7 protein-coding genes and 2 pseudogenes are annotated in these 12,394 nt (G+C 45.7%); 4 read left to right on the plus strand and 5 right to left on the minus strand.

Going from position 1 to position 12,394, the window contains the following annotated elements:
- Positions 1–346: 346 nt before the first annotated feature.
- The 3 genes from L1D37_RS03910 to L1D37_RS03920 form a co-directional block, all read right to left on the minus strand.
- Positions 347–925, minus strand: coding sequence for a TetR/AcrR family transcriptional regulator (locus L1D37_RS03910; RefSeq protein ID WP_239846941.1), 579 nt, complete (start codon positions 923–925; stop codon positions 347–349).
- Positions 922–2,358: a coniferyl aldehyde dehydrogenase gene (locus L1D37_RS03915; RefSeq protein ID WP_239846943.1), complete on the minus strand. Its 1,437-nt coding sequence runs from the start codon at positions 2,356–2,358 to the stop codon at positions 922–924. Before L1D37_RS03915 ends, L1D37_RS03910 begins: the two co-directional genes overlap by 4 nt.
- Positions 2,359–2,591: 233 nt before the next feature.
- Positions 2,592–3,296, minus strand: a complete 705-nt coding sequence (locus L1D37_RS03920; RefSeq protein ID WP_239846944.1) for a methyltransferase domain-containing protein — start codon at positions 3,294–3,296, stop codon at positions 2,592–2,594.
- Between the two features lie 424 nt (positions 3,297–3,720).
- On the opposite strand from L1D37_RS03920, the gene speA reads away from it, so the two are divergent.
- The 4 genes and pseudogenes from speA to L1D37_RS03940 all read left to right on the plus strand — a co-directional run.
- The gene (speA, locus tag L1D37_RS03925) at positions 3,721–5,628 is read left to right on the plus strand and encodes an arginine decarboxylase (protein WP_275665449.1); all 1,908 of its coding nucleotides are present in this window, start codon (positions 3,721–3,723) and stop codon (positions 5,626–5,628) included.
- Positions 5,628–6,557 (plus strand): agmatinase, encoded by a 930-nt coding sequence (gene speB, locus L1D37_RS03930; protein WP_239846946.1) that lies wholly within the window; start codon positions 5,628–5,630, stop codon positions 6,555–6,557. The genes speA and speB overlap by 1 nt, the downstream gene beginning before the upstream one ends.
- Before the next feature lie 278 nt (positions 6,558–6,835).
- Positions 6,836–7,081 (plus strand): annotated as a pseudogene (locus L1D37_RS03935) (IS110 family transposase); the annotation flags it as partial.
- Between the two features lie 159 nt (positions 7,082–7,240).
- Positions 7,241–7,528, plus strand: a pseudogene (locus L1D37_RS03940) (transposase); the annotation flags it as partial.
- Positions 7,529–7,798: 270 nt separating this feature from the next.
- Here L1D37_RS03940 and L1D37_RS03945 read toward each other — a convergent pair.
- Both L1D37_RS03945 and L1D37_RS03950 read right to left on the minus strand, forming a co-directional pair.
- Positions 7,799–8,794 (minus strand): OmpA family protein, encoded by a 996-nt coding sequence (locus tag L1D37_RS03945; RefSeq protein WP_239846947.1) that lies wholly within the window; start codon positions 8,792–8,794, stop codon positions 7,799–7,801.
- A 73-nt stretch (positions 8,795–8,867) separates the two neighbouring features.
- On the minus strand, positions 8,868–12,383 hold the full coding sequence (locus L1D37_RS03950) for a hypothetical protein (protein ID WP_239846948.1): 3,516 nt from the start codon (positions 12,381–12,383) through the stop codon (positions 8,868–8,870).
- Positions 12,384–12,394 lie beyond the last annotated feature (11 nt).

The raw sequence follows: 12,394 nt of genomic DNA on the forward strand, positions 1-12,394 counted from the left end.
TGATTTCTGTCTTTGAGGTACAGTTCTGCAAGATTCATGTTGTCAAAAGACGGATCTTTAAGAACTTGATTTGTCGCGAAAATAGATGACGAAGTAACGCCCACTAACCCCGAGTGTCCAAATGATTTTTATAAAAATAAATCGGATGTCAGGATGTTAGTACTTCATTATGGCGTTATTCTCTTTTGAAATGATGGTGGGATGTTACTGAAAGAGGGTGCTTAAAGTCAATATGGTGGCCTGATTAAAATGTATCCAAATAATTAAAGCGCCTATATAACCATGAGATAACCATGAGGCGCTTTAGGGTGTTCTTTGAAAGCAGGAGCTTCGAAGAGTGTGGAGATTATAGGTTTTGTCCGCCGACAGCTCGCCAACACATATCAAAGCTATCATTGATGTACTTGGTTGATTGCTCTGGCGATAACTCGTCCTGCTCGATTAGCCAGTTTGCACAAATCAAAAAATGGCTGTGGATGAAGTGCCTAACAAAATTAATGTCTAACACCATTAACTCACCAGCTTCTTGTCCTTTCAGTACGATGTCATCGAGTGATGCGAACATCTGCGACACAATGACTTCACGAGTTTGAGTCGTTGGGTCAAAATGGACATTGGTGAAGAACTTCATGGCGACTGGGTTTTCTAATGCCCACCCAATCCCTGTCATCCACATGAATTTAAAGGCTTGATAGCGGTTTTGTTCAGCGATTTCTGTGTGCTGGTCAAGGGTAGAAAATAGCTCTATTTTCAGTTCACGAAACAGTTCATCAATCAGTAGAGATTTGTTCTCAAAGTGATGAAACAGCGTCGCTTTTGCTACACCTGCGGTCTTCGCTATCTGCCCAGTAGATGTGCCCTCTAACCCTTGTTGAGAGAAGAGTAGGAGCGCAGCATCTAGGATTTTTTGCCTTTTTGTAATCATCGATTCAGTACTTTGAACATCATTTTCTTGATTGGGTTGTTATATGGAGGGTGCATCAACTTAGTGAAGTTGATCTTGCCTCGAGTCAACACGGTTTTCGCATGGCTAAAGGTCTTGAAGCCTTCAATGCCGTGGTAGTGTCCCATGCCTGAAGGGCCAATGCCACCAAACGGTGCGTCTTCTGCTGCCACATGCACCAGAGAGTCGTTGATACAAACGCCGCCTGAGTGTGTCTCCGATAAGAACAGCTCTTGAGTCTGTTTGTCGTGACTCATTAGGTACAACGCAAGTGGACGTTCTCTTGTTGTGATGTAGGTTATCGCTTCTTCAATAGAATCATAAGGCACGATAGGCAGAACAGGACCAAACAACTCTTCTTGCATCGCGACCATGTCGTCATTCACTTCGGTAAGAAGGTGCGGCGTCATTCTGTGGTTCACATCGTCTTGTGCCTGCTCGGTGACGGTATGTACCACAGCACCTTTAGACTTCGCATCTTCAACTACACCTTGCAAGCGATTGTACTGACGCATGTTAACCACTGAGGTTAAGTCTTTGCTCTCAATTCCCGCTTTATAGAGCTTCTTGAAGTAGCGCTTGTAAGCCGTGATAAATGCATCGACTTTTTCTCGGGGTAGTAAGATGTAATCTGGTGCGACACAGATTTGACCTGCATTTAAGCTCTTGGCGAATAGGATACGTTCAACCGCGTCAGCGACATCGAAATCTGGGGCAATAATGGTTGGAGACTTTCCGCCAAGTTCAAGTGTCACAGGCGTTAAGTTCGCGGCTGCGGCTTTCATTACGTGCTTACCAACAGCGGTTGAGCCTGTGAACAGGATATGGTCAAACGGCAGTTGACTAAACTTAGCTGAAACATCGGCTTCACCTTCGATGATCGCCACTTGATCTTCACTGAAGCCTTCGGCCAACATTGCTTTTAAAACACGGTTGGTCGCTGGAGTAAACTCAGACATTTTGAGCATCGCGGTATTACCTGCTGCTAATGCTGTGATGAGAGGACCCAAAGCGAGCATCACTGGGAAGTTCCAAGGCACGATGATACCAACCAAACCCACTGGCTGATAGTGAACGGTTATCTTCGCTGGGGTTAGCATCAAACCAGCTTTACGGCGTGAAGGCTTCAACCACTTCTTAAGGTTCTTATCACTATAATTGATTTGGTGCAGAGAAGGGGTGATATCAGCAATTAAGCTGTCGTGCTTCGCTCGGTGGCCATAATCTTCAGATACCGCTTCAATTAACTGCTCTTGGTAGCGCATTAATAGTTTTTTCAAGACTGAGAGATCATTTCGTCTCTGCTCAAGTGTTGGATTAACGTTGTTACGGTAGTGATTTTGTTGTCGGTTGAATATTTGATCCATGTCGTTGGTGCTCGACGTGTTTGGTTCAAGGTCTAGATTATGGCTCATAGTATCCCCTAAATTCGAAGGCTGACCGATTGGTTGGTCAGTTAAAGCTACAAGAAGTTATGGTTGAATACAAGATATGGACAAGAAAAGTTTATTTTTTGTGCAATGAACTGGTGATTTAGTTAAATGGGTACAACAACGGAAAAGCGGGTATTAAGGAAGAAGTGATAGGTTTGTGAGAAGTGATCGTGTGCCTTTGGGGTAGTTAAAGGCACACGCGATATGCTTGCGGGTTAGGCAGACACTTTCTCACAACGCATAAAGATGAAGTTAACGTTTTTTGATAGGCGCTCGTAAGTTTCTTCAGAGATGGCTTTGGCTTTCTCGTCGATTGTGCCTTCAGTGATTTGTGAAATCAGCAAGCCAGATTGGCAGACAGCTTGGCAAAGCTCGGTTAATGAACGGCGGTAGAAGCTTACCTGAACGGGTGTGCCGACCGTGTTCCACTCTTCTTGAATGAATTCGCGCTCAAAGTAGTTACCTGAAAGGGTGCACTCAAAATCCGCAAAAGGGTGGTGAGTGGAAAACACGATGTAGCCGCCCGGTTTCAAAACGCGATACACGTCATCAAAGACAGGCTTTAGATCTTCTATGTAATGCAGCACCAATGGGCACACGATGACATCAGCGCTGTTATCAGCTTCCTTGGGTAAACCAAGAGCAGCATCTTGCGCGTATGCGGTCACATTGGGGATTTGTTTTCCGTTCACTAAGTCGACCATATCTTGAGACAGATCGGTGCACGTGACTTTGTTGGCACCTTGGTCGATAAACCACTGTGCGTAAATACCTGAGCCGCAACCAAGGTCGACAATATCGAGCCCTTTAACATCATCGAGTAAGGCTATGGTTGATGGGCGTTCCAATAGGGCATTATAAATATTATCGCGAGCAGCAGAGTCGTATTGCTTTGCGTAGGTGGTGTACATTTCGGACATGATTTAACACTCATCAATAGGCATGGAAGAACAGGATACTGACTATCTTGGTGATAGCGAGAGTTGTGAGAGGGAAGTGCGAATATTTGTTACAACCCTGACTTAACATCACCAAATTAACTTGGAATTTTAGGTGTGATTGCTATTTTATTCACCTGATTTTTTGTTAGAAAGTGCTTTAAATTTAATGCGCTCCCGCCTGATTTTTGGCCTAAAACCTTGTAATTCCTTACCTGTCACTTTAAGTCGATCTGTCGATAAAAAAACGTAATCGTAACCACAAATATCAATGGTTGGACTCGCTCTTAATAATATCGGTTAATGCAGCCAACAAATCGTTTTCGAGCGTTTTTTGTTGGGTTATACCTCGCTATTCCAAAGAGGTATCTTCTGTCGATGGCCCTATAGTGTGAGGTCTCTAGAATTGGAAAATTCGGTTAATTTGGAACGCATCCGTGCTGAGTATAATGTAAAGCACTGGAGCCAAGGTTTTTATGGAATTGATGATAACGGTGAGGTGTATGTTTCACCGAGCGAAACGGATCATCAAGTTCCCCTCAGTAAGATCGTAAAACAGTTAGAGCAAAGAAATATTGGTTTACCTGCTCTTGTGCGTTTTCCTCAAATAGTGCATCAACGTGTGCACAATATCTGTAACGCATTCAACCAAGCGATCGAAGAATATCAGTACGACAACCGTTACCTACTTGTTTATCCGATTAAAGTTAACCAACAAAAAGAAGTGGTTGATGAGATCTTAGCGAGCCAAGCTCAACTAGAGCAAAAGCAGCTAGGCCTAGAGGCGGGCAGCAAGCCTGAGCTATTGGCAGTATTGGCGCTGGCTCAAAAAGCGAGCTCTGTGATCGTGTGTAACGGTTACAAAGACAGAGAATACATCCGTCTTGCGCTGATTGGCGAAAAGCTAGGACACAAAGTCTTTATCGTTCTAGAGAAACTGTCCGAGCTTGATCTTGTTCTTTCTGAAGCGAAAGCATTGGGCGTGAAACCTCGTTTGGGTTTACGCATCCGTCTTGCTTCTCAAGGCGCGGGTAAATGGCAAGCAAGCGGTGGTGAGAAGTCGAAGTTTGGCTTGTCTGCATCACAAGTGCTTACCGTTATTGAGCGTTTGAAAGCTGAAGACCAGTTGGATGTTCTAGAGCTCGTGCACTTCCACCTTGGTTCACAAATGGCCAACATTCGTGATGTGCGCAATGGTGTGAGTGAAGCGGCTCGTTTCTACTGTGAACTGCGTGATATTGGCGCTCAACTGAAGTTCTTGGATGTTGGTGGCGGTTTGGCAGTCGATTACGACGGCACACGTAGCCAATCTTCAAACTCAATGAACTACGGCTTGCTTGAGTACGCTCGTAACATCGTGATGACAGTAGGGGATATTTGTAAGCTCTACAATCAGCCACAACCTGTGATTATTTCAGAATCTGGTCGCTCGTTGACTGCTCACCATGCTGTGTTGATCACCAATGTGATTGGTACTGAAAGCTACTCGCCGGAAGATATGACAGCACCAGAAGCAGACGCTCCAATGTTGCTAAACAACATGTGGAAGAACTTCTTAGAGCTCGATGCTGGTAATGATGACCGTGCGTTGATTGAGATCTACAACGACACTCAGAGCGATATTGCAGAAGCGCACAACCAATTTGCGACAGGCATGCTCAATCTTCAGCATCGCGCTTGGGCTGAGCAGATGTCTTTGCGTATTAACTACGAGCTTAGCACTCGCATGAGTACTAAGAACCGTTACCACCGTCCTATTTTGGATGAGTTGAGTGAACGTTTGGCCGATAAGTTCTTCGTGAACTTTTCACTGTTCCAGTCATTGCCAGATGCTTGGGGTATTGATCAGGTGTTCCCTGTATTGCCACTGAGCGGTTTAGACAATGCGGATGAGCGTCGTGCTGTTGTATTGGACATCACTTGTGACTCCGATGGTACGATTGACCAGTATGTTGATGGTCAAGGCATTGAAACTACGTTGCCAGTACCGGCATGGAACCCAGATGAACCATACCTAATGGGCTTCTTCCTAGTAGGCGCATACCAAGAGATCTTGGGTGATATGCATAACCTATTTGGTGATACGCACAGTGTTGTGGTGAATGTTGATGAGAGCGGCGAAGCAAACATCGACTACATCAACGAAGGCGACACGGTTGAAGACATGATGCGTTATGTTCATATCGATATGGACCTAATTCGTCAGAACTACAAAGAATTGGTAACGGCTAAAGTACCAGCGCAAGAACAGCAGAGCGTACTTGAAGAGTTAGAGCAAGGCTTGATGGGTTACACCTATCTTGAGGATTTTTAATGAACGATCTATTTACGAAACCAGATTACTCGCTGTACTCAAATGCGATGACGTTTATGCGTCGCCCATTAGTTCAAAACCCAATCGACAACGATGCTGATGTGGTTGTGTTGGGTGCGCCACTAGATATGGCGACATCTGGTCGTCCGGGTGCTCGCATGGGCCCTGATGCGATTCGTCGCGCTTCTGTGAACCTGGCGTGGGAAGGCAAAAAATTCCCGTGGGACTTCAATGTATTTGAACATACCTCTGTAATTGATGCTGGCGACCTTGTGTTTGACTGCGGTGATGCAGAAGACCTAACTCAGCGTTTGGAAGCAGCAGCTGATGCGATTCTAAATAGCGGTAAAACTCTGTTAGGTTTAGGTGGCGATCACTTCATTACACTGCCTTTGCTAAGAGCGTATGGTAAGAAGTACGGTGAGATGGCGTTGATTCACTTCGATGCACATACCGACACTTACAACCAAGGTAGCCGCTACGATCACGGTACCATGTTCTACCATGCACCAAACGAAGGTCTTATCTCGCCAGAACACTCGGTGCAGATTGGCATTCGTACCGAGTATAAGCAAGAAGGTCACGGCTTCAACGTCATTAACGCGATGGAAGCGAATGACATGAGTGTGGACGAGATCATTGCTCAAGTGAAAGGTATTGTTGGTGATAAGCCTGTTTATCTAACCTTTGATATCGATTGTCTGGATCCTGCTTTTGCGCCGGGTACTGGTACGCCAGTGTGTGGTGGTTTGAACTCAGATAAAGTTCTGAAAATCATCCGTGGCCTGCAAGGCATCAATATGGTTGGTATGGACGTTGTAGAAGTTTCTCCAGCGTATGACCAAAGTGAGATTACCGCTTTGGCTGGCGCGTCGATTGCGCTTGAATTACTTTATGTTTGGACGGCGAATCGCATCGCTAAATCATAATCTTTTACAACTAAATGCATAACGCTGCATACTGATTCAAAAGCCCACCAGGTTTAACTTGGTGGGCTTAATTATATGGTCCGCCTCACTCTCAAGCCCTTAAGCTTAGAGTAGGCTCTCAGAATGAGGTGAACCATATGTCTTCTATTCATATTTTAGGTATCGACCTAGGTAAACATTGCTTCCATGCTATCGCACATAACCGTTGTGCCACTATGTCGCGGATCGGAGCGATCTTACTTGAGTTCGGCCTTAGCTTTCCCAAAGGGCATGCAAAGATGAAGTCTCTGTTTCAATGGTTAGCAGAACAAACCGTCTCATTACCAAAAAGCTTGCTATGTGAATTGATATCTATCCACGAACATTACAAGTACCTTAATGAACAAATCAAAACTCAAGATAACAAGCTTCAAACTATTGTTAATAACAACGAAAGTGCTCAATTATTAAAAACTATCCCTGGAATTGGTGATCTTACCTCCACATTGTGTATTGCCGATGTAAGCTCTCCGAGTAACTTTACCAATGGCCGTGAGATGGCGGCTTGGTTGGGGCTTGTGCCAAGGCAATTCTCAACGGGAGGAAAGACCAAGCTACTTGGTATGAGTAAACGAGGGAATAAACACCTCAGAACTCTGTTTGTCCATGGGGCAAGGGCTGTTCTCTCTAGACTAGAGACGACNGAGATGGCGGCTTGGTTGGGGCTTGTGCCAAGGCAATTCTCAAYGGGAGGAAAGACCAAGCTACTTGGTATGAGTAAACGAGGGAATAAACACCTCAGAACTCTGTTTGTCCATGGGGCAAGGGCTGTTCTCTCTAGACTAGAGACGACTGGGAAAGTGTTCGGAGAGTGGCTTGTGAATCTACGAGCCACCAAACCATTTAATGTAGTGGTAGTCGCATTAGCCAACAAGCTAGTAAGGATAGCTTGGGCGGTGTTATACCACCGCCAAGCTTTTAAGGCTGTTTAGCTATAACCAAGTTTGCAACGCCAATGAACGTGATGACAAAAACGGTCAATCGGCCAGATTAAGAACCTGACACAAAAAATAGCAATCAATGCTTTGGGCTTTTTAAGGATAATCTGGCGCGGATATCATCGTGGAGCTGGGAAGCTAGTGCTCCCAACAAGGACTCCGAATACATTAGCGCAAACCAACTCCGTTATTACTTAATTGTAGTTGCAATAACGGGGCGGACCATACATTTTTGCAGCTAAGTCTAGATCTAACAACAGCTTATTAGTTGTCAGCTGGAGCTTCCTGCTTGTTCTCTATACTCAAAGCGTGCTCTTCACTGTCAGAAAGCGCCTGCTGCTGACTGCCGGAAAGCATTTGTTGCTCGGCAGTAATATCCGACTCTTTAAACACGATAAACGCTCGACGGTTGAGTGCATCGGCTTTATCTGAACGTTCATTGATTGCTGGCTGCAATTTACCAAACGACTTCACTTCCCAAATGAACTGCTTAGGGTCAAGCTTGGTTTTAAGGTATTCAACTACGGTTTCTGCGCGGCGCTCCGCCAACTTCTCATTGTAAGAAACCGAACCCGCTTGGTCGGTGTGCCCTGCGACCATGATGCTGCCTTGCAAACCACTTAACTGCGCTGTGAAATCATCCAACTGAGTTAAGTCTTCTGACTTAAGTACTGATTTATCAAAATCAAAGTGCGGTGTCATCGCCATGTACACCTTACGCTCAGGCTTTGGTGGTTCACAGAAAGGCATCTCTTCGTACTTCTGAGCTTCTTCAAACACGATAAACGCACGGCGGTTCTCTGCTCGGTCTTTATCGGTTTTACCTAATAGAAGAGGTTGAGTCTCACCAAGGTGCTTCACTTCCCAGTCGTAATTCGTTGGGTCGAGGTGCGCTTTCAAGTAGTCTGCGACCGACTTAGCACGGCGTTGTGAAAGGCGCTGATTGTAATCTAGCGAACCTTTGTAATCGGTGTGTCCAACGATCGTGATACGCCCTTTTAGGCCTCTGATCTCTTCGACAAAGGTATCTAGGTTGATCTTATCGAGGTCACGCAGTTTGTATTTATCAAAAGCAAAGTGCTCTGCAATCGCAATATGCACTTCACGTTCCGGCGCTAAACATTCGCTAATCAAAAACTTAGACACATCTAAGCCGGCAAACTTGTCTCGGTTTTCTTGACTCACATAGGTGTCGGTTGCACAGCCAGCAAGAAGCAAAGCGCTCATTACGCCGCTGACTAGGCTCATTGTTGTTTTCATCTTACTTTTCGCTTTCAACTTACTTTTCGTTTTCAATTTTTCAAGTCTCTACTTTCACCCTCTTTGGGCTGGCTTAAATCTTACCGACTAAGTTAATGAATACGCCTGAAGCGTCATAATCATCATCGTTGGTTAAATCACTATCAAACGCAGAGAAGTTATAACCAATGCCCATTTTTAGGTTCTCGCCAATGTGCTTGTTCACCGAAACTAACGCACCGTGTTCTAACTCATCATTGAGTGTGTCTGTTTTCCAGTGATATTCACCCGTCACGTCCCACTCTTTCATCACGCGATAAGAGGCGCTAAGCCCGTATAAGTCGATGTCGCTTTTAACCATCTCATTCGCACCAGATGCTCGCTCGAAGGCTTGCTCTTTGTCTTTATGCGCATATTTAGTGCCGACGTCCCAGTGTTGGTCGATCGAGTAGATCGCTTCAACTTCAATGATCTGGCTGGTTTCGTCTTGATAATCCACATCGCGATCCAGTTGATCGAAGTCCGCAATGTAGGTGTAGCGGCTCAGTAAGTTGAGTCGATCGTTGTAGATCGGACGATACGCAAGTCCACCCGTCGCCTCGGTAAATTGCGCCATGGTTTCGCCAGTGGTTTCACTCTCTGTAATTGAGTAGTTATACTTACCAAACAGCGTGTATTCTTCCGTTAAGTGATGCGTATAACGGTTGGTCGTCACGATTTGTTGCAGCTCACGTTGTGCTATCTCTGGGTCGTCTTCACTCTTGTCCACTCGGAATTCAAATTTATGGCTTAGGGTGATGTCGTCCAAGTCAATCGATGCATTGAAGCTGATGGACTCACGCTCTGTGGTGATGTTCTCGTCATCTTCAATTTCACCAAGCTGATAACCGATACCCATCTCAACATCTTCCGTCACATCGTAACCAAAGCCATACGAATCGATACGGCCGTGACCATCGTTTTCATCAACGAACTGGTTCTCTTGGTAGAAATCGACACTGCTGGTCAGGTCTGCACGCTGACCGACAATCACGTTGTTTTCACCTTCGTAGTTGTCATCAACGTAAGTCACGTATGTAGAGTGGTCATCGGACACATCGTAAGTCACTGTTGCTTCAGCAACCTGGCCGCGGTCGCCATCGGTATATTCACCGCCCAACGACAAGTCTTCTAATACTTGGAATTCAGCACCAATCGATGCGCTATCGTTCTCGTCGTAGTCATCCGATTGAGAGACTGTGGTTTGTCCTTTGATGTAGACGCTGTTGTCGCTGTCCCACATGTATTCCAAACGCACACCGGCTAAGGTCGCATCACTTTGTTCATCGTTTTGGTTCAGCTCTTCGGTTTGTTGCCCCGCCGCAGACACCTTGATGTGCTCGGTGATTTTGACTTGAGTCTCGACCTCAATCGTTTCAGTATCCGCTTCTAGATTGCCATCGACATCGCGCTCTTCGTTGGTCGAAAAACGAGACAGCACCGCCAAACGGTCGGTCGCTTGCAAGCGAAGTTCTGCACCATAAGCTTCTTGCTCTAAGTCGTCGCTGCTGCTCGCGTAGCTGTACCCTGCGTCTTTGTCTCGATACCAAAGCTTCAGGTCATTACCTACTGCACCAAAGATCGTTGGAGCAAGGTCATAAAGGCTTGTTACTGCGGTGATTTGAATGCTGTCACCTTCGCGGTCTTCTAGCATGTCGCCAATCGGCGTAAAGGTTAAACCACCATCGATAGAGACAAAATTCGACTCGGTTTGAGTACCTTCACTGTGGGCAAACTCGGCCTTGATGTAGGTGCCCTCCGTCGCACGCAACGTTAAATCAGTGCCGTAAGACTCGTAGTCTTGATTGTCTTTTTCTTGAGTCGCATACGTCACACCCACACCAACGTAATCGTTAATCCAACCCTTGGCACGACCACCGTAAGACATCGCATCCAGCGAGTCTGAACCTTGTGGAACATACTCATAATCGACAACCAGAAAGTTTTCGTAATCGTCACCGTTTTCAATCACGCTGCCGAAACTGTCAGACAAAATATTGTCGAGTGGCTTGGTCAGAATGATTCGACCCTGGTACGGGTCGAAGTCATAGTCGACACCCGGCTCAAGCGGGATTTCGTTTTGTACTAGGCCAGATTCATCTTTTACTTTTACGTAGACCTTGTCACTTCCCGGTACCGCTTCACCGTGGCGAAGGAAGTAAAGAGAACCGCCCGTACCTAAGAACTCATCGTGCGCATACAAGGAGTCAGCTTCTGCCGTAAAACCAACCACGTTCAAGCGATCTTCACCATATTGTGTGGTATCGCGAGTACGGTAATCGGCCTTGAAACCATAGAGGCTACGGTTGTAATCGTTGTTCTCAGTACCGGTCAACCCTGTGTTGTAGTTACCCCATAAATACTGCGATTTATCGTATTCTACGTTGAGGTAAACCTTACCCTTAGTATTGACTACTTTTTCGATGTTTGAGCTGTCACCATAGTTGCCGTAATACAGCTCATCGTCATCTTCGAGAATATCAAACACATCCGAATCGTCTGATGCGAACGGATGTTTGAACATGTCTTTTATCTCACTTTCTCGAGTATCAAAGTGAGTGGTCACGCGAAGCTTGTCACCGAATTTACCTTGACCAAAGTACGCTAAACGCCCTTGGTTATAGATGTCGTCTTGATACTGGTCATCGACACTCAATGCATCACTGTTACCAGAAACGTTGTTTTTACCAACATAAAGATCAGCCAAACCCGTTTGTGCGTAGTAGGTATCTGGGATACGAACGTAAAGCTTGTAGCGGCGCTCATCACCGTTATCAAACACAACTTTGGTTGGAAAAATGTAGGAGTCTGTTGGTAAGTACTGCTCTGCGTATAAGTTGCCGTCTTCAACGTCAAATTCATCTTCACCGATGATGACTTTATCAACGCCTTTTAAACCGGTACCAATGAACTTAGCTAAGCCCGCATTGGTTGGAATGTTATGACGCATCAACTTGGCTTGGCCGTAGCTTTTGTCTTTACTCTCTTCATCGTCGTTATCGTTGCGATCGATATCGACTTCAGAGTCTGGCTTAACCAAATCCGTCACACCGACCGTGGTCACGTCCATGTTGCCATCTTTGTCCCACGCTTTTAGGCGGAACATCAACTGCTCACCGACCTTAAACTGGTAGTCAACATCGGTTTGACCATCCCAATTGATATCAGAGTCGTTTGCCAGTTTATCGCCATCAAGCACAGCGATGGGCTCAGACAAACCAAAGTCACCGACACGGTACACCTCTAACTGGTACTTTTTGATGTAGTAACCATAGTTGGTGGTAATGGTGAATCCGACACTGTCACGCAGTGTGCCCTGCTCAACTTCCAACTCATCGCTGACACTGACATCTAACACTGGGTCAAAGCGAGTGATGTCACGGCTTGCCCAAATAGCACCTTGCTCTAGGTAAATACGCGAGCTGTCTTGGTCTTGGTTCGGTTTGGTGATTTCAATACCAGTCGTCTCAGAACCGAGTTTTTCAAGCTTACCTGTGTCTTTCGCTACCGCCATCACAGGGATGGCAGCTAACACACACGTTGCTAAACGAGACTTACTAAATACTTTCATACAATTTCCAG

This window comes from Vibrio sp. Isolate33, from assembly GCF_022397895.1.
In the GTDB taxonomy this organism is placed as follows: Bacteria; Pseudomonadota; Gammaproteobacteria; order Enterobacterales; family Vibrionaceae; genus Vibrio; species Vibrio pomeroyi.